The 19,631-nt window shown below is 54.4% G+C and carries 24 protein-coding genes; 14 read left to right on the forward strand and 10 right to left on the reverse strand.

Annotated features, from left to right (window positions below; all coding sequences use genetic code 11):
• Window positions 1–5: 5 nt before the first annotated feature.
• Window positions 6–1,271, forward strand: coding sequence for a glutamate-5-semialdehyde dehydrogenase (locus tag Yoon_RS08240; RefSeq protein WP_238111661.1), 1,266 nt, complete (start codon window positions 6–8; stop codon window positions 1,269–1,271).
• On the opposite strand, the gene Yoon_RS08245 is transcribed toward Yoon_RS08240, so the two are convergent.
• Window positions 1,268–1,858, reverse strand: a complete 591-nt coding sequence (locus Yoon_RS08245) for a histidine phosphotransferase family protein (protein WP_238111663.1) — start codon at window positions 1,856–1,858, stop codon at window positions 1,268–1,270. The two genes, Yoon_RS08240 and Yoon_RS08245, sit on opposite strands and share 4 nt — an antisense overlap.
• Before the next feature lie 29 nt (window positions 1,859–1,887).
• On the opposite strand from Yoon_RS08245, the gene Yoon_RS08250 reads away from it, so the two are divergent.
• From Yoon_RS08250 to Yoon_RS08260, 3 genes are all read left to right on the forward strand, one after another.
• Window positions 1,888–2,067 carry a DUF3553 domain-containing protein gene (locus Yoon_RS08250; protein ID WP_238111665.1) on the forward strand — a complete coding sequence of 60 codons (180 nt, stop codon included), beginning with the start codon at window positions 1,888–1,890 and terminating at the stop codon, window positions 2,065–2,067.
• A gap of 99 nt (window positions 2,068–2,166) precedes the next feature.
• A complete protein-coding gene (locus tag Yoon_RS08255; RefSeq protein ID WP_238111667.1) occupies window positions 2,167–2,943 on the forward strand; it encodes a GNAT family N-acetyltransferase in 777 nt (258 codons plus the stop codon).
• The gene (locus Yoon_RS08260) at window positions 2,936–3,766 is read left to right on the forward strand and encodes a 1-acyl-sn-glycerol-3-phosphate acyltransferase (protein ID WP_238111668.1); all 831 of its coding nucleotides are present in this window, start codon (window positions 2,936–2,938) and stop codon (window positions 3,764–3,766) included. Before Yoon_RS08255 ends, Yoon_RS08260 begins: the two co-directional genes overlap by 8 nt.
• On the opposite strand, the gene Yoon_RS08265 is transcribed toward Yoon_RS08260, so the two are convergent.
• Window positions 3,743–4,369: a thiamine phosphate synthase gene (locus Yoon_RS08265; RefSeq protein WP_238111669.1), complete on the reverse strand. Its 627-nt coding sequence runs from the start codon at window positions 4,367–4,369 to the stop codon at window positions 3,743–3,745. The genes Yoon_RS08260 and Yoon_RS08265 overlap by 24 nt on opposite strands.
• Before the next feature lie 59 nt (window positions 4,370–4,428).
• Complete coding sequence (locus Yoon_RS08270; protein ID WP_238111670.1) at window positions 4,429–4,761, reverse strand: TfoX/Sxy family protein; 333 nt, start codon at window positions 4,759–4,761, stop codon at window positions 4,429–4,431.
• 63 nt (window positions 4,762–4,824) lie between these two features.
• Between Yoon_RS08270 and Yoon_RS08275 the strand changes: the two genes are divergently transcribed.
• The 3 genes from Yoon_RS08275 to Yoon_RS08285 all read left to right on the forward strand — a co-directional run bounded on the left by Yoon_RS08275 (window position 4,825) and on the right by Yoon_RS08285 (window position 8,262).
• Window positions 4,825–5,565 carry an RNA methyltransferase gene (locus tag Yoon_RS08275; protein WP_238111671.1) on the forward strand — a complete coding sequence of 247 codons (741 nt, stop codon included), beginning with the start codon at window positions 4,825–4,827 and terminating at the stop codon, window positions 5,563–5,565.
• 89 nt (window positions 5,566–5,654) lie between these two features.
• Window positions 5,655–6,788 carry a heme A synthase gene (gene ctaA, locus Yoon_RS08280; RefSeq protein ID WP_238111672.1) on the forward strand — a complete coding sequence of 378 codons (1,134 nt, stop codon included), beginning with the start codon at window positions 5,655–5,657 and terminating at the stop codon, window positions 6,786–6,788.
• Between the two features lie 4 nt (window positions 6,789–6,792).
• Window positions 6,793–8,262 carry a carboxypeptidase M32 gene (locus Yoon_RS08285; protein WP_238111673.1) on the forward strand — a complete coding sequence of 490 codons (1,470 nt, stop codon included), beginning with the start codon at window positions 6,793–6,795 and terminating at the stop codon, window positions 8,260–8,262.
• A gap of 60 nt (window positions 8,263–8,322) precedes the next feature.
• Here the strand turns inward: Yoon_RS08285 and Yoon_RS08290 are convergent, their stop codons facing one another.
• The gene (locus Yoon_RS08290; protein WP_238111674.1) at window positions 8,323–8,550 is read right to left on the reverse strand and encodes a DUF1127 domain-containing protein; all 228 of its coding nucleotides are present in this window, start codon (window positions 8,548–8,550) and stop codon (window positions 8,323–8,325) included.
• Between the two features lie 86 nt (window positions 8,551–8,636).
• On the opposite strand from Yoon_RS08290, the gene Yoon_RS08295 reads away from it, so the two are divergent.
• The 4 genes from Yoon_RS08295 (at window position 8,637) to Yoon_RS08310 (ending at window position 11,872) form a co-directional block, all read left to right on the forward strand.
• On the forward strand, window positions 8,637–10,061 hold the full coding sequence (locus tag Yoon_RS08295) for a PLP-dependent aminotransferase family protein (RefSeq protein WP_238111675.1): 1,425 nt from the start codon (window positions 8,637–8,639) through the stop codon (window positions 10,059–10,061).
• Between the two features lie 146 nt (window positions 10,062–10,207).
• Window positions 10,208–10,669 carry a 50S ribosomal protein L13 gene (rplM, locus tag Yoon_RS08300; protein ID WP_113776680.1) on the forward strand — a complete coding sequence of 154 codons (462 nt, stop codon included), beginning with the start codon at window positions 10,208–10,210 and terminating at the stop codon, window positions 10,667–10,669.
• The gene (gene rpsI, locus Yoon_RS08305; RefSeq protein WP_113776679.1) at window positions 10,669–11,157 is read left to right on the forward strand and encodes a 30S ribosomal protein S9; all 489 of its coding nucleotides are present in this window, start codon (window positions 10,669–10,671) and stop codon (window positions 11,155–11,157) included. The genes rplM and rpsI overlap by 1 nt, the downstream gene beginning before the upstream one ends.
• 88 nt (window positions 11,158–11,245) lie before the next feature.
• Window positions 11,246–11,872, forward strand: coding sequence for an FMN-binding negative transcriptional regulator (locus Yoon_RS08310; RefSeq protein WP_238111676.1), 627 nt, complete (start codon window positions 11,246–11,248; stop codon window positions 11,870–11,872).
• Here the strand turns inward: Yoon_RS08310 and Yoon_RS08315 are convergent, their stop codons facing one another.
• From Yoon_RS08315 to Yoon_RS08335, 5 genes are all read right to left on the reverse strand, one after another.
• Window positions 11,873–12,391, reverse strand: coding sequence for an acyloxyacyl hydrolase (locus Yoon_RS08315; protein ID WP_238111677.1), 519 nt, complete (start codon window positions 12,389–12,391; stop codon window positions 11,873–11,875).
• A 9-nt stretch (window positions 12,392–12,400) separates the two neighbouring features.
• On the reverse strand, window positions 12,401–13,018 hold the full coding sequence (locus tag Yoon_RS08320; RefSeq protein ID WP_238111678.1) for a TetR/AcrR family transcriptional regulator: 618 nt from the start codon (window positions 13,016–13,018) through the stop codon (window positions 12,401–12,403).
• Entirely contained in the window at window positions 13,011–13,880 is an 870-nt protein-coding gene (gene ppk2, locus Yoon_RS08325; RefSeq protein ID WP_238111679.1) for a polyphosphate kinase 2, read from the reverse strand. The genes Yoon_RS08320 and ppk2 overlap by 8 nt, the downstream gene beginning before the upstream one ends.
• Before the next feature lie 124 nt (window positions 13,881–14,004).
• Window positions 14,005–14,922: a homoserine O-succinyltransferase gene (gene metA, locus Yoon_RS08330; RefSeq protein WP_238111680.1), complete on the reverse strand. Its 918-nt coding sequence runs from the start codon at window positions 14,920–14,922 to the stop codon at window positions 14,005–14,007.
• 40 nt (window positions 14,923–14,962) lie between these two features.
• Window positions 14,963–15,826, reverse strand: a complete 864-nt coding sequence (locus Yoon_RS08335; protein ID WP_238111731.1) for an ATPase — start codon at window positions 15,824–15,826, stop codon at window positions 14,963–14,965.
• A gap of 109 nt (window positions 15,827–15,935) precedes the next feature.
• Between Yoon_RS08335 and Yoon_RS08340 the strand changes: the two genes are divergently transcribed.
• From Yoon_RS08340 to Yoon_RS08350, 3 genes are all read left to right on the forward strand, one after another.
• Window positions 15,936–16,637, forward strand: coding sequence for a hypothetical protein (locus Yoon_RS08340; RefSeq protein WP_238111681.1), 702 nt, complete (start codon window positions 15,936–15,938; stop codon window positions 16,635–16,637).
• A gap of 221 nt (window positions 16,638–16,858) precedes the next feature.
• The gene (locus Yoon_RS08345; RefSeq protein WP_238111682.1) at window positions 16,859–17,839 is read left to right on the forward strand and encodes a zinc-binding dehydrogenase; all 981 of its coding nucleotides are present in this window, start codon (window positions 16,859–16,861) and stop codon (window positions 17,837–17,839) included.
• A gap of 177 nt (window positions 17,840–18,016) precedes the next feature.
• Entirely contained in the window at window positions 18,017–18,367 is a 351-nt protein-coding gene (locus tag Yoon_RS08350; protein WP_238111684.1) for a rhodanese-like domain-containing protein, read from the forward strand.
• A gap of 46 nt (window positions 18,368–18,413) precedes the next feature.
• Here Yoon_RS08350 and mnmA read toward each other — a convergent pair whose 3' ends face one another.
• The gene (mnmA, locus tag Yoon_RS08355; protein WP_238111686.1) at window positions 18,414–19,553 is read right to left on the reverse strand and encodes a tRNA 2-thiouridine(34) synthase MnmA; all 1,140 of its coding nucleotides are present in this window, start codon (window positions 19,551–19,553) and stop codon (window positions 18,414–18,416) included.
• Window positions 19,554–19,631: the final 78 nt, after the last annotated feature.

Raw genomic sequence — 19,631 nt, forward strand, 5'->3', positions numbered from 1 at the left:
GCAAAATGAATGATGCGACTGAAATTGCAGCGATGATGACACAAATCGGTCAAGGCGCGCGCGCGGCAGCGACCCAATTGGCGACAGCACCGGCCGCAGCCAAAGCGCTGGCGTTGACCACCGCAGCAGATGCCGTTTGGGACAATCGCGCAGATATTATTGCGGCGAACAAAAAAGACATGGCGTTTGGCGCTGAAAAGGGTCTGTCGCCTGCGATGATGGACCGGCTTATGTTGGACGAAGACCGGATCATGGGCATCGTGAACGGTTTGCGCGCCGTTGCTGCGCAAGATGACCCAATCGGCGCGGTTACAGAAGAATGGACACAGCCCACTGGCCTGAATATCAAGCGCGTGCGCACGCCAATTGGCGTGATCGGGGTGATTTATGAAAGCCGCCCGAATGTGACGGCCGATGCGGGTGCGCTATGCCTTAAATCCGGCAATACGGTGATTTTGCGCGGTGGCTCTGAAGGGTTTCATTCGAGCCAAGCGATCCATGCCTGTCTCGTTGCGGGCTTGCGCGCTGCCGGTCTGCCCGAAGCCGCCATTCAATTGATCCCGACACGCGATCGCGCTGCGGTATCTGCGATGCTGCAAGCCACGGATTATATTGACGTTATCGTGCCGCGCGGAGGCAAAGGTTTGGTCGGATTGGTGCAACGCGACGCACGTGTGCCCGTCTTTGCGCATCTTGAAGGGATTTGTCATATTTACGTGGATGCAAGCGCGGATCTGGACAAAGCGCGCGCCGTTTTGGTGAACGCAAAAACGCGTCGCACAGGGATTTGCGGATCGGCGGAATGTCTGTTGGTGGATCAAGCGTTTCTGGATCAACATGGCGATATTCTCACGCGTGATCTGTTAGCCGCGGGCGTAGAGGTGCGTGCCGCTGGCGCGCTGGCCGAAACAGCCGGCACAGTGCCCGCGCAAGCGGATGATTTTGGGCATGAATTCTTAGATATGATCATCGCCGCCAAACCCGTTGACGGGATTGAGGGCGCGGTGGCGCATATTCGTGAGTTTGGATCCAATCACACCGACGCGATTATCGCCGAAGATGACAAAGTTGCCGACCAGTTTTTCAGAGATCTCGACAGTGCGATTTTGATGCGCAATGCTTCGACACAATTTGCCGATGGTGGTGAATTTGGCATGGGCGCTGAAATTGGGATTGCGACAGGCAAGCTGCACGCGCGGGGGCCCGTGGGCGCAGTGCAATTGACCAGCTTCAAATATCTGGTGACTGGGGACGGCGCCATCCGCAGCTAAAATCGCGCGGTCAGGCGTGTCTCGCTTGCTTCAAATGTCAGGCTACGCGCGGCCGCTGCCAAGGCGGGGGGCAGCAATGCAAACTGCACCTGCGCCGCCGTGTAGCGATGGTTGCTGACCTCAGCGCCGAAACACGCCCATAAATCCGCATCAATTGTCACGCGTTTTGCATGGGCGTCAAATAGCCATTCGTCTCCCGTGCACGTTGCAGTGATTTCACCGCCCATGGGCAGTGCCGTTTCAAAGCAAAGTAAAACCAAAAGCGCCAAACGCACGACATGTCGGGGCTGGTCGCCACTGATATTCCAATGAAATTGATGCCGCCCGCCACGGGCGACGGCGTTAAGAATGTCTTGCACCTCCGTGCTACTGACCCGCTGATCTTCCCCAACGGCCCCAAAGGCGATCCGAAACAATCGAATCCGCGCATTCGCGTTATGCACACTGTCGTTAATCAGGGCCATTTCAGGGGCCGTATCCCCGCTGGTAAGTTCCAATAATTCAATCCCATTGCCGATCGCGCCAATTGGGCTAATAAGGTCATGACAAATGCGCGAGCCAACAAGTGCGGCCAAATCAGGGTGCATGGCGTGGTCTCTCCTTTGAGGAATGAAATATGATCGGCATTAACGCCATTTTAGAACCCGGCATGCTTGTCCGGAACCCTGCCCAACCAGATTGGGGCACCGGGCAAGTGCAGTCAAACATTGGCGGCAAAATCACGGTAAACTTTCGCGAACAGGGTAAAGTCGTTATCGATGGAACGCGTCTCGCTTTGGCCATTGTGGATCAGTAGTTAACCTTCTTTGTGTAGAGGTAGCCCTTCAATGGTTGTCAAAACGTTAACGGCGCAGTAGAAACTGTGCGCGAAAGCCAAAGGCGCTTACAAGTATTCATGCCGATACATTCCCCACAGTTTCAGATTTTACACGCGCAATCGCCCGATGACCTGCGTGCGGCGCAAAAACTACGCTATGCTGTGTTTATTCGTGAACTTGGCGGGGCGGGTGACTTGGTGGATCATGCAGCACAGCTTGAATGTGATCGTTTTGATGAGTTTGCGGATCACCTTTTGCTGCGCGATCTGTCACGACCCAAAGCTGATCAAACCGTGGGCGTATACCGTCTGTTGACCCAAGCGCAGGCCGACCAGGCCGGACAATTCTATTGCGAAGACGAATTTGACCTCACTGTCCTGCGTCAAAGCGGCAAGCGACTGCTTGAATTGGGCCGATCCTGTTTGCACCCCGATTACCGGGGCGGGGCTGCGATGATGCATCTATGGGGGGCATTGGCCGACTATGTGGCGCGCGCCGAAATTGACGTGCTGTTTGGGGCCGCATCGTTTCATGGCACGGATGTCGATAAGCTCGCGGCGCCGCTAAGCCTGCTTTACCATCGGCATTTAGCCCCGGAAACCCTGCGTGTTACAGCCAAAGGCCCGAACGCCGCCGATATGAATCGTCTGCCTGCCGAGCAAATCGACCGGGTCAGCGCCATGCGGGACACGCCCGCGCTGATCAAAGCCTATCTGCGGTTGGGTGGCACTGTGGGCGATGGGGCCTTTGTCGATAAGCTCTTTAATACAACGGATATTTGTATGGTTTTGGCGGCAGATGCCGTATCGCAATTACAACGCGATATCTATGTGCGTGGCGGTCAAAATGGCTAAAACATGGACCTCGGGCGATACCCCAACCATCGGGCCGCTTGGCTGGGCCGGGTGGTTGCGGGTCTTGTTTCGGGCGGTGCCATTGGTGCTATTGGTGTTTGGCGGGCTTTTGTTTTTGCTCTTTATCCGCCTATTTGAACGTCTTTTCTGCGGGGTGGCACGGCCTGTGACACCGCACATCACGCAGTGGGTTTGTCGCGGTGCGCTTTTTCTTCTTGGGCTCAAGTTCACGACAATTGGGAAACCAATGATGGGCGGCGGTGCCGTTGTTGCTAATCACGCCTCGTGGCTTGATATTTTTGCGCTCAACGCGCGTAAACGGATCTATTTTGTCGCAAAGTCAGAGGTCGCAGGTTGGCCCGGCATCGGCTGGCTGGCGCGGGCGACGGGCACATTGTTTATTAGACGCGCGCGCGGTGCAGCACACGACCAAATCGCGATGTTCAAAGAACGGTTGGCCGTCGGGCATCGTTTATTGTTCTTCCCTGAAGGGACATCAACGGATGGGTTGCAAGTATTGCCTTTTAAATCAACGCTTTTTGCGGCGTTCTTTGATAGCGACCTACGCGCTGAACTGGCGATCCAGCCCGTTACCGTGATCTACCATGCTCCGGATGGGGCGGACCCGCGATTTTACGGCTGGTGGGGCGATATGGATTTTGGACCGCATTTACTGACGACATTGGCTGCAAAGCGGCAAGGCGGCGTGACGGTGATCTACCATCCGCCTGTTCAAATGGCCGCGTTTGCGTGCCGCAAAGAACTTGCCAAATCGCTCGAGGAAACTGTGCGTGCGGGCTTAAACAGTCATCGCAACCCGTAATGCGGCGAGCGCCTTGGCGGGATCGTCGCTGCGCCAAATCTCATCGCCAATGCCAAAGAAATCGCTGTGCGGCGCAAAAGCACGGATCAGATCGGCATCCAGTGCGCCTTCAGCAACCACAGGGACTTCGATCATCATCGACCACCATTCAAACAGGTCAAGCCCTGCCTGTTCGCCTGCACCCAGCGGTGATTGCCCAATGGGGCCAAAACTGACGTAATCTGCGCCCATTTCGCCGGCGCTCATGCCTTCGTGGCTCGAGGTTCCGCAAAATGTGCCGACAATGGCGTCTTCGCCGAGTTCTTTGCGTGTTTTGATCACGGATTTCGCCGCGTCCGTCAGATGCACACCGTCCAAGCCTAACCGCTTAACCATCATAATATGGCTATCGATCACCAGTGCTACGTCACGCGCATGGGTGACATCGCGCAATGCGTCGGCGGCTTTGGCGATACGGGCTTCATCTGTCGTGCCCAAAGCCAAGCGCACACAGGCAACTTCGGCGCTGTCCAAACAAGCGGCCAGCTGATCGGGATAGGTCGACAGATCAAATTCTGACGGTGTGATCAAGTAAATTTGCGGCTGCTCAGGGGCGTCTGACATGGGGAATTTCCGAAATAAGGCGTGGTTCAAGGCGTTCTAGCGGGGAAATGCAGGATTGGCTATGGTTTCGGGGGCAGGCTGCGCGCATAATCGAGCGCCATGCCAACAATCTTGGTGCGGCGGGCATCATCGGCGAAGACATCCTCGGACACATCAACCATACCGCCCATCTTGCGGCCCGTGAAAGAAAGCGGCGTGATGCCATCTATTTCAAGCGCTTGCGCCTCGGCTGTCTTGCCGACGCGGGCCATCCCGCCGCCTTTATGGACGCCGCAAACCATGTGGCCAAATTTCAGAAAACACAGCCCGCCGAACATCTTTTTCTCAGAAATTCCTGGCTCATCCGCAAGGTCCTCGCGCAGCAATTCTGCGTGTCCATCATCGTAGGCCATCGGGTTTCCTTGCGTTGTGTTGTGACCCAGCGTATCACGCCAACCGATATCAAAGGAAGACCTATGCTTAGCCCTGACCAACAGCCTGCTTTTGTCCTGATCCGTCCGCAAATGGGCGAAAACATTGGCGCGGCTGCGCGGGCGATGTGGAATTTTGGGCTTGACCGGATGCGGATCGTTGACCCGCGCGATGGCTGGCCGAACCAAAAGGCGGTCGTGATGGCGAGCGGGGCCGGGCGTTTACTGGATGAAGCGCAGCTTTTTGACGACACACCTACTGCTATTGGCGATTGCGATTTTGTCTATGCGACAACGGCACGTCCGCGTGATCTGACTAAACCCGTTTTTACGCCAGAAGCTGCAATGAGAGATGCGCGCGCCCGGATCGCGGCGGGTGGCAAAGTTGCGGTGATGTTTGGCCCAGAACGTGCAGGTATGGAAAACGATGATATCGCGCGGGCGAATGCAATTATTTCGGTGCCTGTGAACCCAGAATTTGCGTCACTGAACCTTGCGCAATGTGTTTTGTTGACAGGTTATGAGTGGCGCCGTGAAGCCGCGCCTGTGCCGGATGTCACTGTCTCTGCAATGGTCGGATGGGCCGAACAGATCGAGATTGAAAAGCTGGGCGCGCATTTTGAAGAACGGCTTGATGAAGCGGGTTTCTTTTTTCCCGAACATAAGGCCGCGAATATGAAGCTGAACCTGCGCAACCTATGGTCACGCATGCCGCTGACCCGCGCAGATGTGCAAATGCTGCATGGGGTGATGCGACAAATGGTGCGCTGGAAAGAACGGGGGTAGGTGGATCAAGATCCACCCTACGGGCTGCTTGCACCCTGCCTGTACGGCACCTAGGTTCCATCTAAGCTACTTTCTCGGAGGCCAATATCATGGCGACAAAACGTTCCATCTTTGAAGAGGTCGGCGACACCCCCAAACAGGTGGCAGCCCCCGGCGCGATTGACCGCTCAGGGCAGGGTGCGCGCGCCGCAATCCGGGCATGGCTTTTTGCGTTGATGGCACTGGTAGTTGTGATGATTGCCGTCGGCGGCTTGACCCGTTTGACCGATAGCGGACTTGCCATTACCGAATGGAAACCCGTCACCGGTGCCATCCCCCCGATGAATGCAGAAGCCTGGGACTCTGAGTTTGCGAAATACCAAGAGATCCCGGAATATCAGCTACAAAACAAGGGCATGACCCTGTCGGAATTCAAATCCATCTATTGGTGGGAATGGGGCCATCGCCAGCTTGGTCGCTTGATCGGGCTTGTTTGGGCCGTTGGGTTTTTGGCTTTTGTGGGCTTGCGCAAAGTCCCGACAGGTTGGACGGGTCGGTTATTGGGCATCGGTGCGCTGATTGGGGTGCAGGGCGCGATTGGCTGGTGGATGGTGTCATCTGGGCTAGGTGCGGGGATGCTTGATGTGGCGTCCTACCGTTTGGCGACGCATCTTGGGCTCGCCTTTGTGATCCTTGGCCTTTTGATGGTCTATGCGCTGCGGTTTGGGCGCGCGCAGACCGATTTGATGCAGGCGCGCCGGGCGACGGATGCGCGGATGGTCCGGCTAGCGACTGCGTTGGTCGTCTTTGCCTTTGTGCAGATTATCCTTGGGGCGCTGGTCGCCGGAATCGACGCTGGGCGCGGATATCCTGACTGGCCATTGATGGCCGGAGGATTCTTGCCGCCGCAGCCCTTTGATATTGAACCGCTGTGGCGCAATTTCTTTGAAAACGATGGGCTGGTGCAATTCATGCACCGGATGGCGGGATACCTGTTGTTTGCCTATGGATTGTTTGTGTTCATGCGCGCCCGCAAATCGGCAAACCGTAAAATCCGGGCAGCCTTTCACGGGGTGATCGGTATGATGTTTTTGCAGATGGTTCTGGGCATTTTCACGGTGATCTACTCTGCCCCGTGGCATATCGCGATTGTGCATCAGGTTGGCGCTGTTGTGCTGTGGATGTTGATACTGCGCGCACGTTTTCTGTCACAATACCCTATTTCACAATCTGTCCGAGGCTAAATAAATGACCGCATATGATGACTTGATGCAATTTCAGCGTGAAACCGAAGCTTTAGGGCAGGTTGCGGGCCGGCTTGGCTGGGATCAAGAAACCATGATGCCTGAAGGGGCCACGCCCCAACGCGCCGAAGAACATGGTGCGATGGCGAATATCTTACACGCGCGACGGATCGATCCGCGCGTAGGGGATTGGCTCGAAGAGGCAGAGCCTGCTGATGATATCGCCGCGGCAAACCTTCGCCATATCAAACGCAATTTTGAACGCACAGCCAAAGTGCCTGCCAGTTTGGCTGCGGAATTGGCGAAAACGACGTCGCTGGCGCACCGCACTTGGGCACAGGCCCGCGCGGATGAGGATGTTGCGAGTTTCTTGCCAATGCTTCAAAAAGTCGTTGATTTGCGCAAGCAAGAGGCGTCTGCGATCGCTGGTAATTCTGACCCTTATGATGCGTTGCTTGATGATTACGAGCCGGGTGCAACAGGGGCCAGCCTTGGTGCGATGTTTGATGCATTACGTCCGCGGCTGGTGGACTTGCGCGCGGCCATTTTGGACCGCCCGGCGCCTGCGCAGCTGTCCGGCAGTTTTGATGAGGCGGCTCAGCTTGCCTTATCTGAAAAGCTTGCGCTTGCTTTTGGCTACGACCTTGGGAATGGCCGGATCGATAAGGCCGTGCATCCGTTTTCATCTGGTTCTGGGCTTGATGTGCGGATCACCACGCGCACAAATCCCACAGATCCATTCAACTGTTTTTATTCGACAATTCACGAAGTTGGCCATGCCGCCTACGAGCAGGGTATTGATCATCAACACCTTCTGACCCCGCTTGGTGCGGGTGTGTCGATGGGGGTGCATGAAAGCCAAAGCCGGATTTATGAAAACCAATTGGGGCGTAGCCGCGCGTTTACTGGCTGGGTCTATGGACAAATGCGCGACGCTTTCGGAGATTTTGGCATTGCGGATGAGGATGCGTTTTACGCCACCGTGAACCGTGTCAGCGACGGGTTTATCCGCACCGAGGCCGATGAGGTGCAATATAACCTGCATGTACTGCTTCGTTTTGATCTTGAACGCGCGTTGATTGCTGGGGATCTAGCGGTCAATGATCTAGAGGCCGCTTGGAACGACCGGTTCAAAGCTGATTTTGGCTATGCGGTTGATCGCCCATCTAATGGGGTCTTGCAGGATGTGCATTGGTCCGAAGGGCTGTTTGGCTATTTCCCGACCTATACGCTGGGCAATGTTTATGCTGGGTGTTTGAATGCGGAACTCCGCAAGGCGGTTCCGGATTTGGATGATGATCTGGCCCAAGGGGATACGTCAGCGGCAACATCTTGGTTGCGCGAAAACCTGCAACAATTCGGCGGTCTGCGCACGCCGACCGATACAATCGCGCATGCAACGGGTACAATGCCAAGCGAAGCGCCATTGTTGGATTATCTCGAAGAGAAGTTCAGCGGTATCTACAGGCTGTAATCATCCTGCACAAAAAAAGGGCCGGAGAATTTCCGGCCCAGTCAGGAAGATGCAAACGTGTTAGGCTTGCCAGAAAGGTTTGATCACTTCCGCCTTGGCGGTTGCTGAATCCAAACCAATATCGTTCAACAAATGCGCGGGAAGCGCCTTGAGATGCTTGCGGGTTTTGCGCCGCGTTTCCCATTGCGTCACGGCCACTGCAAAGCGAACCGCAATACGTGCCGCGAGAGGCATGCTTGATGGTGAACTAAGTGCGGCGAATTGCGCCGCTGGGAGCGCGTATGACATGGGTATGTTCCTTAAATTGTATTGACACAATATCGTGCCTTGCTGTAATTGAATTGATACAAAGTGTTTTTGCGCGGGTCTAGAAAATGATTGTAACCGATACAATTTGGCAGCCAAATCTCGCTGACGCGGGGCGGTCCAAATATCAGGCGTTGGCGCATGCGATCCGCGAGGGGATTGCCTCTGGTCAGCTTGCTGAGGGTGAAAAGCTGCCACCGGTGCGCGATTTGGCGTACCGCGTCAGTGTGACACCGGGGACCGTTGCGCGGGCCTACAAGCTGCTTATCGATGAATCCTTGCTTGAGGCAGGCGTCGGGCGTGGGACCTTTGTCGCCAAAGCAAAGCCGTCCCCTGTGCGCAGTTTGCCCTCAGCGGATCGATTCTTCGACCCTGCGCTTGATCGTGATGGTCAGGCACATCTGCTGAGCCCAAAAATGCCCGACGTAGGGCAGGCGAACATGATCCGCGAAGCCATGCATATTTTGGCGGACACAACTGCACCAGACATGTTCCTGCGCTACCCGACGCGCGATACAGATCTCCCTGCGCGCGAAGCCTTTGCCGCGACGCTTGATCCTGAGCAGGTTGGCGCCTTTGACATTCATAACATTGTCACCAGCCATGGTGGGCAAAATGCGATTGTCATGATCTTACAAAGCATTCTGACTGGCACGAACCCGGTGATTGCAGTGGATGAGCTGAGCTACGGTGGGTTTCGATCCGCTGGCGTGCTTTGCCGTGCTGAGGTCGTGGGTATCCCATGGGATGAGGACGGGCCGCTTGTCAGCGCGCTTGAAACCGCAATTAAGACCCATAAGGTTCAGGTTTTCTGCACCTCCGCCGAAGTGAGCAACCCCACAGCCAAACAAACGACGCCCGAGCGGCGAGTGGAAATTGCGGCGCTTGCGCGCGCGCATGGTGTGCATATCATCGATGATGATTGCTACCGGTTGATGAACACAAGGCGGATCGGCCCGAGCTATCGCGCACTGCTACCGGGGTTGGGTTGGTATCTGACCTCGCCGTCGAAATCGATCACGGCCTCCTTGCGTATAGGGTTTACCGTAGCCCCCAAAGGCTGGAGCAAGGCACTCACCCGAACGGCAACCTTTTCATCGTTTGGCGTGACGCGGATGGTGACGGATCTTTACGCCGCGATCATGGGCCACCCAGAAATTAATACTGTTGTTGATCGGGTGAAAGATCGCATCGGCAAGGACATTTCCGCCGCCGTGCGTATCCTTGATGGCTACGAAATGCGCCACTCCGCCACGGTACCGTTTTTATGGCTTGAGCTCCCGATAGGTTGGCGGGCAGGGGAGTTTTGTCAGGCCGCCGAAGCCGCAGGGATCTTGATCAAATCGGCAGATGATTTTGCGTTGCGCGAAAGTCGATCAGTACACGCGGTGCGCATCGCCGTGAATGGGCTGGTGCCGCATGCGCATTTCGTGAAAGCAATGGAATGCTTGCGCGATTTGCTTGATCATCCACCAGAACGGATCGCGATTTAGTTGGGGTAAAATAATACCTAATTTGTAAGCTATTGTTTTTGAATATATAATTAACCCTCGCAGCGCTTGACTGCGTTGCGAACCTCTCTATAACACCCCAATCCGAATGACTGTGGCCTTGTGCCACCCCAAACTTCTGGTGAGATATGAAAACCTTTACCGCTACCCCAGCGGATATCGACAAGAAATGGATCCTGATCGACGCTGAAGGCGTTGTTTTGGGTCGCCTTGCGTCGATCATCGCTATGCGCTTGCGCGGCAAGCACAAACCATCCTTCACGCCGCACATGGATATGGGCGACAACGTGATTGTCATCAACGCTGAAAAAATTCAGATGACTGGCAACAAGCGTGATGAAAAATATTACTGGCACACTGGTCACCCCGGTGGGATCAAAGAAAAGACAAAAGCCGAGATTCTTGAAGGTGCGCACCCTGAGCGCGTCGTCATGAAAGCCGTCCAGCGCATGCTGCCCGGTGGCAAACTGTCCCGCCAGCAAATGACTCACCTGCGTGTATTCGCGGGCACAGAGCATGGCATGGAAGCCCAAAAGCCAGAAGTTCTGGACGTTAAGTCCATGAACAAAAAGAACACGAGGACTGCGTAATGTCTGATCAAGTGAATTCTCTCGAAGAGCTGGGCCAAGTTGCTGAAGCTGCTGAAGTTGTTGTTGAGGTTGCTGCACCGCGCGAACCTGTGCGTGACGAGCTGGGCCGCTCTTATGCGACTGGTAAACGGAAAGACGCGGTTGCCCGCGTTTGGATCAAGCCAGGCTCTGGTAAGGTCACCGTGAACGGCAAAGATATGAACACATACTTCGCACGTCCCGTTCTGCAAATGATCCTCGCACAGCCGTTTTCGGTTGCTGGCGTAACTGGTCAATTTGACGTCATGGCGACTGTCAAAGGTGGCGGTCTTTCTGGTCAAGCTGGCGCTGTGAAGCACGGTGTTTCCAAAGCCCTGCAACTTTACGATCCGTCCCTGCGCGCGGCCCTGAAAGCCGCTGGCTTCCTTACACGCGACAGCCGCGTTGTTGAGCGTAAGAAATACGGTAAAGCAAAAGCCCGTAAGAGCTTCCAATTCTCGAAGCGTTAATCGCAACCGAGACTATTTTTGGAAAAGGGCAGTTTCGCGACTGCCCTTTTTTGTTTTTGGGATACCCACAACCGACATGAGGGCGAAGATGTATATTCCTGCACATTTTCAAGAAACCGATCCATCTGCGATTGCGGCGATGATCGCGGCGCACCCGCTTGCGCAAGTCGTGGCGCATACGGATCAGGGGCTTGTTGCGAACCCGCTGCCGTTACTTGCTGTCAATGAAACGACGCTTGTCGGGCATCTTGCGCTTGCAAATGATATGCACCGTATTGTGCCGAATGGCGCGGATGTTTTGGTTATCTTTCAAGGGGGTGACGCCTATGTCTCTCCAAATTGGTACCCGTCTAAATCGATCGACCATAAGGTTGTGCCCACGTGGAACTATGAAACGGTGCAGATGCATGGTCGCATCTCTTTTCAACACGATATGAAATCCAAGATCGCTGCGGTTGGGCGGCTGACCAAGACGCATGAGCAGGCAACAAATGAGGCGCAGGCGTGGAAAATGGCGGATGCACCGCCGGACTATATGGCGCAGATGCTTGATGGAATTGTCGCATTCCAGATCGACATTGGGCGCGTCTTCGCAAAATCAAAGCTGAGCCAAAATAAATCTGCGGATGACATCAACGGCGTCGCTGACGCATTACATCAACGTGGTGACAAAGACATTGCAGCAGCCATGCTGCAATCCGAAAAGCCCGTCTAATTAGCGCAACACGACCGCATAGCGCAGGGCAATTGTTTCAAGCCCGGGGTTTAAATCTTGGGTATCTGCGTTGGATCGGTGGTCGTAGTGCAGCGAAAGCGTTGCCCCGCTATCAAATTCGTAACCAATGCCAAAGGCCGAACGAAAATGCAGGTTGCCACCCAGATCAGGCCCATCACCCCGGTGATAATAGCCGGGCATCAATGATGTCTCAATAAAGAACGGGCTGTCAATCGCGTCTGCACTTGTCCATTTGAAACCCGCGCCAACCCACGTTGCGCCATTGCTGCCGATTGAGGCACCGAATGTAGGTTGAAACGGGCCATAGCGTCGATCCATATCGTAACCGAAATAGACTTCTTCGCTGATGATCTCTTCTTGGAATTCCATATCCGCAACTTGGAACGAAAGCCGGGCTGTGGCGGTATCCTGCGTCAAGCACCCATCCGTCCGGCAGTCGTTTAACCCCATATCGGTGAGGCTGGTAATCAGAAAAATAATCGCAAGCGATCCATCCATCGGAAACTCCTATTGATCCGCGTCAAGCAACCCAAGGCCACGCAGGTAAATACCAATCCCGCTTTCCAGCAGGTCTTCGGGTGAAAATGGGCTTTTTGAACCGGGATTGCCGCGGGCAAAAAGTTCAACAACGCCATGCGACAGCGCCCAGATATGCGCGCTAAACATCTGTGGGGGCGGGCGACGATCGGCGGGAATGTGTTGACCAAGCTCCTCGGCGGCTTTTTCCAAAACGCCCATCGCGCGCGTTGCCGCCGCATGAAGGTCCGGTGAGCGGTGCATTGAAATACCCGATTCAAACATCGCGATATAGTAACCCGGATGATCGCGCGCGAACGTCAGATAGGCGCGGCCTGTGCGTTCAAACGCTGCCAAGTCTGACGGCTGACCATTGCCATATGCAATTTCCATAGCGTCGCCAAACATTTCATAGCCCTGCTGCGCGGCGGCGGCGATCAAATCTTCGCGCCCATCAAAATGGCGGTACACGGCGGCGGGGGTTACGCCTGCTTCGCGGGCCGCTTCCGACAGCGTAAACCCGGTCGGTCCCCGCTTTTCAATCAACGTCAAACAGCCTGAAATCAGGGCTTTGCGCAGATTGCCGTGATGATACCCGCGTTTAGACATGCCAGAGATCAGGGCCTCCTGCGATTTTCGTATCAATCGGCCCAACCGCATCCGCATCTTTGCGGGCATAGTCCAATTGGTGCAAAATACTGCGAATGGTCTGCACCCGCGCGCGCCGTTTATCGTCAGAGCGGACAATGGTCCAAGGGGCCGTATCACTATGTGTGCGGGTCAGCGTTTCATCAATTGCAGCGCTATAGGCATCCCATTTGGACAGGCCTTTGACATCAATACTGCTAAGTTTCCACTGCTTAAGCGGGTCTTTCTCACGGTCCAAAAACCGTTTTAATTGCGTGGGTTGCCCGACATTGAGCCAAATTTTGATCAACGTGATCCCTTCGTCGACCAGCATTTGTTCAAAGGCGGGCACCTGACCAAACCAGCGGCCGCGCTGTTCTGGTGTGCAAAAGCCAAACACATGTTCGACGACACCGCGGTTGTACCAGCTGCGGTCAAAAATCGTAATTTGCCCCTTTGCGGGTAGATGCGCGATGTAACGTTGGAAATACCATTGCGCTGCCTCAACATCGGTGGGTTTTGATAGGGCAACCACATTGGCGACACGCGGGTTCAGGTTTTCGCGCAGCCGTTTGATGGTGCCGCCTTTGCCCGCCGCATCGCGGCCTTCGAAAACAATCGCGATCCGCTGCCCGGCATCGCGCACCCATGCTTGCATGCGCACCAATTCGATCTGAAGCGCGGCAAGCGCATCTTCGTAGTCGTTTTTGTCCCAGCGTGTATCATAGGGATAATCGGGATTGAGAATATCGGATTTACCCGCGGATTTGATCGCTTTCTTGACCGTATCGGGGGCCTGATTGCGGTAAAATGCGCTAATGCCTCCATCGAATGGCAATTCCATTGAAACTCTCCCGATACTCTCTTGTTATATATATGGAGATTTGTGCGCCTAAGTGCAATTCACGCCGCGCAATAAACGATTTTTCGGTATGAACGGCGCGACGCCCAGACGTTGGGACCAAACACTAGGATCCAATATCATCTAGATTGAAATGGGTGGTCTGGTAGATTTGGTTAATCCAATTCCCATACAAAAGATGTGCGTGGCTTTTCCAACGGTTCAGCGGCTTTTGCTTTGGGTCATCATTTGGGTAGTAGTTCAGCGGAACATTAATCGCCGTACCCGCCGCGACGTCGCGGTCATATTCTTGCTTGAGCGTCTCACTGTCATATTCGAAATGGTTAAAGATATAAAGCGCGCGGTGCGCCGGATCTTCAACCAGACAGGGGCCAGCCTCGTCACTGCTGATCAATGTGGTTAGACCGCGGGCTGTGTCAATTTCAGATTGGCGCATTTCAGTCCAACGGCTGACGGGGATCACGCAATCATCTGAAAACCCCATCAAATAAGGTGATGTGTTTTCATTCAGATGGTGGCGATAGCATCCAAAAAACTTGTGATCCAAGAGGTGTTTTTTGACACCGTGGAAATGGTTGATCATCGCCATGCCGCCCCAACACACGCCAAAGGTGGAATGCACATTGGTTTGTGTCCACGCGAAAACCTGTTTGAGTTCTTCCCAATAGGTCACATCCTGAAAGGGCATATGTTCGATGGGCGCGCCGGTGATGATGAGCCCGTCGAATTTTTGGTCAAGCACCTCACTAAAGGGCACATAGAATTCTTCCATATGCTCCGCTGCGGTGTTTTTTGTCTGATGTTCCGACATGCGGATCAGGGTCAATTCGATCTGCAATGGGGTCGCCCCAATCAGCCGCGCAAACTGGTTTTCAGTTTGAATTTTCTTGGGCATCAGGTTCAGCAAAGCAATCCGCAGCGGGCGGATGTCCTGTCGGGCGGCTTGTTCTTCAGCCATGACGCTCACACCTTCGCGTGACAAAACGTCAAAGGCGGGCAGAGCAGAGGGCAGTTTAATCGGCATAATGGTCGTCCTAAAGCAGCAGGGTTAAGAAATAGGGCTCTTACCTGCGCATCTCAAGTGCGTCAGCGATCATGCCAACAAATCCCTCCGCGTCTTTGACCTTTGTCACGGCGTCCATCGGCACGGTGATGCCCCATTTTTCGGCCATCGCCCGGTAGCGCGGTTGACGGTGCGCCAATGCCTTTGCAAAAGCCCAGCGAATGAAATCATCCGGGTTCACCTTGTCTGGGGCCACGCCAAATTCATCCAAATAGGCGTTCCATGTCTTTAGCAAAAACACGGGATCATATGACATCGGTTTGGGTTCACGGTCGAACCGGCGTACAAATTCGGCGGTATGCGCATCCGATCCTTCGATCCAGACCATCAGCGTTTTAGATGCGAGGTCAGTCAAGATCGGATCATTGGGATCTGCCGCATCCACCCATTCGCAAATCGATCCGCCCGTGTCGCAGATGAAATGCGGATATTGGTAAAGATCATACGACCGTTCAATGAAATGCCCCGTGTCATGCAGTGCCGCGATTTCCGCCTGCTGGAACTGATCCTGACGTCGGGTGTATTCATCCCACGGCAGCCCGCCAAGGTCCGGATCACCCGGTTTACCCAAATAAGACGACATCGGCTTTAGGTCGTTAAAAGAGATATTCGACCCGATATAGATGCTATCCGACCGCAAAAGATCGCGCAAGAACGGCACTTTCATCGCTTCGCGCTTTGCATTATCCGCGATCAGTTCGCCCATGTACCGGGTCCCAATGCGGTAATCGATAGAATAGTGGAACCAGTCGCCTTGCGCGCGGAGCATCGACGAGAGATAGGTTTTCCCCAAGCCCGACATCGCGAACAGTAAGACACGTTTTTGCGGCGCAGCGCGCCATTCAGAGGCAGAATTGTAAATCATGGTCTCTGGGTAGCGGGCTGCACGGTTTTCTGCCAGTTGTTTTTCACCATATTTTACGCTTACCTGCCATTTGTGGCTCGACCTAGCCATTGTTAAAAAACGTGGAAATATGATGAGACCGATCCAACGCTCAGTTGCGCGAGTATTAGCCGTCTGCGGGCTTATCTTTGCCAAAAGTGCCACCGCAGATACACCACCTGATCCCTGCCATCTTTTTCAGACAGAGACTGAATTTGTCACCCAGACGCTGTACATGCGGCTAGAAGATGTGCGGCATCAGTTGACCGTGCCAGAAGTGTATTTCGAGGATGTGTTCGACCGGGTCGATGGTTCTGAGCATCGCGCGCAACTTTTTCGCATGATGGTCGCTGACTTCACACCTGTTTCGCGTCAAGATACCGCCGATTTGCTGAGAGAAGGCCGGAAAGAATACTTCAATTTTGTGCTCAGCGATTACGTCAGCATGGACGAGGCGCTTCCGATCATAGCGTCATTAATGCGTACTGGCGATGGGCGTGATATGTCGGCCTATTATGAGATTGAAGCTGACTTTAATCTGGCCACGCTTTTGCCACGGAGTGGTGCTCAAGTGCGTAACGACGTTTTTGTGGCGCGCGACCAGAACGGCCAGCCTGCATCGATAATTAGCTGTTCGAATAATCCAGCTTTCCTAAATCATAGCTGCTATCAGAATTTCCGCGCGAGCGGCATCGATGTGCGCATGTGGTACCCGCGTGAATACCTGAATGAATGGCAAAACCTTCAAACATCGGTGTCTGATTTTATTGCCTGTGCGCACCAAGGCCCGTAACGTATTCGTTAAGCCTAAGACTCTGACAAGGACATTGTCATACCATAAGGGAATGCACGACGCCGAGGCACTGCATTTAGCGGCAAAATTGCAAATCGTCGTCTCTCGAGAGAGATTGCATTATTTATTAGTTTTAAATTGACGGTGGGCTGGTTCTTGAATGCAGCGATGCGGCGGATTACGTACATCCTAACCTCATGATAAATAACAAGGACCACAGCATGCGCGCAGCTATCCATGATACATTCGGCGAACCTTCCGAGGTTATGAAACTGGCCGATGTGACCACCCCCGCACCCAGCGCGGGCGAGGTTTTGGTGAAAACCACCCTTTCCCCCATCCATAACCATGATCTTTGGACCGTGCGTGGCGACTATGGCTATAAGCCCAAACTTCCCGGCGCAATTGGTGGATCAGAGGCTTTGGGTGTGATTGAGGCCGTCGGCGCAGGCGTTGATGAGGCGATGATTGGCCAACGCGTCGCGATTGCGGGCGTACATGGCACATGGGCAGAATATTTCACGGCCCCAGCCGCAGGCGTGCTGCCACTGCCTGATATGATTTCCGACACTTTGGGCGCCCAGCTGATTGCGATGCCTTTCAGCGCAATTTCTTTGCTAGAAACGCTACGAGCAAAAGAAGGCGATTGGATCATTCAGACAGCTGCCAATGGGGCGGTGGGTAAGATCATGACGGTGCTGGCAAAGGCACGTGGGATCAACCTGCTGAATCTTGTTCGCCGCGCAGAGGCCGCTCAGGAGTTAACTGATCTTGGCATCGAAAACGTGGTCGTGACAGCGGACGCGGATTGGAAAGACGCCGCGCGCGTGATCATTGGTGATCCCGGCGCTGTATCGGCGATTGATTCAGTTGGGGGCGCATTGGCCGAAGATCTATGCGACCTGCTGGGCGTGAATGGCGAGTTGGTCGTTTTTGGCACGGCAACTGGCGCGCCGCTCACGCTGTCGTCTGGCACGCTGATTTTCAAGCATATCACAGTCAAAGGTTTCTGGGGATCACGGGTCAGCAGCGATATGCCTGCGGATGACCGTAAGCGCCTGATCACCGAATTAGTGACACTTGCCGCAACGGGCCAATTGGACCTGACCGACGGCGGCGTTTACGGGATTGATGATGTCACCAAGGCGATGAAAGCTGCGGTCACGCCGGGCCGCAAAGGCAAGGTTATGATCAAACCTTAGTGTCTGATCCCACGCGCGCATATTGATTATCGGCGTTTGTCTAAGAGGGGGCTTATATCACATAGGCCCCTTCATTTTGTCCGGCCCGGCACATTTTTTTGTGACAAAATCACCAAACTAATTTGGGCCAATCGCTAAACATTTGGCAAATGACCGAACCAGATGGGAATCGCGTAGATGGCATATACTGAAAAATTTCAAACCTTGGCTGATACTGCCCGCAAAAAAGTCGATGAGGTCCAGCCCGCAGACGTCGATCAGCTGATAGCGCAGGGTGCGGTCGCTCTCGATATTCGCGATAAAGAGGAACATGATGCAGGCCATATTCCCGGCGGCATCAATGTTAGTCGCGGCAAGCTTGAGATGAACATCGAAGGCGAGATCAGCGATCTCGATACAACAATTCTGTGCTACTGCAACGCTTACAACCGTGGTGTTCTCTCAGCGGCGACGCTACGCGATATGGGCTATAAAAATGCAAAGTTCATTGCAGGTGGATTAAATGCCTATCGCAAGTGCCACAAATAAATCGGATTGGCAGGGTTAACCCCTGCCATCCTCTGAATTGGAGCTACTAGGCCCCGCGCCAAATCCACCCACCACCCAGAACACGTGTGCTATCGGGATCGTAGAAAACACAGGCTTGTCCGGGGGATACGCCTTGTTCCGCGACCAGTAGTTCAACCTCGGCTTCGGTCGCTGAAATTGGGCGCAAGACCGCATCTGTTGGTGGCCGGGTGGAGCGCACCCGCACCATGATATTGCGCTCTTTCATATCGGCAAAGCCACCGTCACCCAGCCAATTCACCTCGCGGATCGGCACGCGCCGGGTGGCGAGCATTTCACGCGGGCCAACGATGACGTGCTTTTTATCAACATCTAGTTTCACCACATAAAGCGGATCAGCCAGTCCGCCGATGCCCAGCCCGCGGCGCTGCCCAACGGTATAGTGGATCACACCGTTGTGCTGGCCCAAAACGGAGCCGTTTGTATCGACAATATCGCCGGGTTCAGCAGAACCCGGGCGCAGTTTCTCGATCAGCTTGGCGTAGTTCCCATCGGGGACAAAGCAAATATCTTGGCTGTCAGGCTTATCTGCGACGCTTAGCCCGTATTTTGTGGCGAGCGCGCGGGTTTCATCCTTGGATTTCAAATGGCCAAGCGGAAAGCGCAGGTAGTCCAGCTGATCTTGCGTTGTGGAAAACAGAAAATAGCTTTGGTCACGGTTGGCGTCAGCGGCAGAATGCAGCTCTGCTTTTTGGGTGCCCATTTGGCGCTGGATATAGTGGCCTGTCGCCATGCAATCGGCGTCCAAATCCTTGGCTGTTTCAAGTAGGTCTTTGAATTTCACCCGCTCATTGCAGCGAATGCAAGGCACAGGGGTCGCACCTGCAAGATAACTATCTGCGAATTCGTCAATCACGGCTTCGCGGAATGTGTTTTCGTAATCAAGCACATAGTGCGGGAAACCCATTTCCTCAGCCACACGGCGCGCATCATGAATATCGCGCCCCGCACAGCACGCCCCTTTTTTGGCCAGTGCCGCACCATGATCATAAAGCTGCAAGGTCACGCCAACGACGTCATAGCCTTCTTCAGCGAGCTGCGCGGCAACAACAGAGCTATCGACCCCACCGGACATGGCCACAACAACCCGCGTTTCAGCGGGGGGCATTGCAAATCCGAGCGAGTTGAGCGGCGAATCAAGGGGCATAACGTGTCCAATTGGGTAAAGTTCGATATGAAATATAGGAAAATGCGCCGTACTCTCAAGGGCAGGTTATACGGATCA

This window comes from Yoonia sp. I 8.24 (assembly GCF_022096995.1).
In the GTDB taxonomy this organism is placed as follows: Bacteria; Pseudomonadota; Alphaproteobacteria; order Rhodobacterales; family Rhodobacteraceae; genus Yoonia.

Excerpts from the sequence above, each read along its gene's own strand:
- Yoon_RS08240 (WP_238111661.1), top strand. The coding sequence starts at position 6 with ATGAATGATGCGACTGAAATTGCAGCGATGATGACACAAATCGGTCAA.
- Yoon_RS08245 (WP_238111663.1), bottom strand. The coding sequence starts at position 1,858 with ATGCACCCTGATTTGGCCGCACTTGTTGGCTCGCGCATTTGTCATGAC.
- Yoon_RS08250 (WP_238111665.1), top strand. The coding sequence starts at position 1,888 with ATGATCGGCATTAACGCCATTTTAGAACCCGGCATGCTTGTCCGGAAC.
- Yoon_RS08255 (WP_238111667.1), top strand. The coding sequence starts at position 2,167 with ATGCCGATACATTCCCCACAGTTTCAGATTTTACACGCGCAATCGCCC.
- Yoon_RS08260 (WP_238111668.1), top strand. The coding sequence starts at position 2,936 with ATGGCTAAAACATGGACCTCGGGCGATACCCCAACCATCGGGCCGCTT.
- Yoon_RS08265 (WP_238111669.1), bottom strand. The coding sequence starts at position 4,369 with ATGTCAGACGCCCCTGAGCAGCCGCAAATTTACTTGATCACACCGTCA.
- Yoon_RS08270 (WP_238111670.1), bottom strand. The coding sequence starts at position 4,761 with ATGGCCTACGATGATGGACACGCAGAATTGCTGCGCGAGGACCTTGCG.
- Yoon_RS08275 (WP_238111671.1), top strand. The coding sequence starts at position 4,825 with ATGCTTAGCCCTGACCAACAGCCTGCTTTTGTCCTGATCCGTCCGCAA.
- ctaA (WP_238111672.1), top strand. The coding sequence starts at position 5,655 with ATGGCGACAAAACGTTCCATCTTTGAAGAGGTCGGCGACACCCCCAAA.
- Yoon_RS08285 (WP_238111673.1), top strand. The coding sequence starts at position 6,793 with ATGACCGCATATGATGACTTGATGCAATTTCAGCGTGAAACCGAAGCT.
- Yoon_RS08290 (WP_238111674.1), bottom strand. The coding sequence starts at position 8,550 with ATGTCATACGCGCTCCCAGCGGCGCAATTCGCCGCACTTAGTTCACCA.
- Yoon_RS08295 (WP_238111675.1), top strand. The coding sequence starts at position 8,637 with ATGATTGTAACCGATACAATTTGGCAGCCAAATCTCGCTGACGCGGGG.
- rplM (WP_113776680.1), top strand. The coding sequence starts at position 10,208 with ATGAAAACCTTTACCGCTACCCCAGCGGATATCGACAAGAAATGGATC.
- rpsI (WP_113776679.1), top strand. The coding sequence starts at position 10,669 with ATGTCTGATCAAGTGAATTCTCTCGAAGAGCTGGGCCAAGTTGCTGAA.
- Yoon_RS08310 (WP_238111676.1), top strand. The coding sequence starts at position 11,246 with ATGTATATTCCTGCACATTTTCAAGAAACCGATCCATCTGCGATTGCG.
- Yoon_RS08315 (WP_238111677.1), bottom strand. The coding sequence starts at position 12,391 with ATGGATGGATCGCTTGCGATTATTTTTCTGATTACCAGCCTCACCGAT.
- Yoon_RS08320 (WP_238111678.1), bottom strand. The coding sequence starts at position 13,018 with ATGTCTAAACGCGGGTATCATCACGGCAATCTGCGCAAAGCCCTGATT.
- ppk2 (WP_238111679.1), bottom strand. The coding sequence starts at position 13,880 with ATGGAATTGCCATTCGATGGAGGCATTAGCGCATTTTACCGCAATCAG.
- metA (WP_238111680.1), bottom strand. The coding sequence starts at position 14,922 with ATGCCGATTAAACTGCCCTCTGCTCTGCCCGCCTTTGACGTTTTGTCA.
- Yoon_RS08335 (WP_238111731.1), bottom strand. The coding sequence starts at position 15,826 with ATGATTTACAATTCTGCCTCTGAATGGCGCGCTGCGCCGCAAAAACGT.
- Yoon_RS08340 (WP_238111681.1), top strand. The coding sequence starts at position 15,936 with ATGATGAGACCGATCCAACGCTCAGTTGCGCGAGTATTAGCCGTCTGC.
- Yoon_RS08345 (WP_238111682.1), top strand. The coding sequence starts at position 16,859 with ATGCGCGCAGCTATCCATGATACATTCGGCGAACCTTCCGAGGTTATG.
- Yoon_RS08350 (WP_238111684.1), top strand. The coding sequence starts at position 18,017 with ATGGCATATACTGAAAAATTTCAAACCTTGGCTGATACTGCCCGCAAA.
- mnmA (WP_238111686.1), bottom strand. The coding sequence starts at position 19,553 with ATGCCCCTTGATTCGCCGCTCAACTCGCTCGGATTTGCAATGCCCCCC.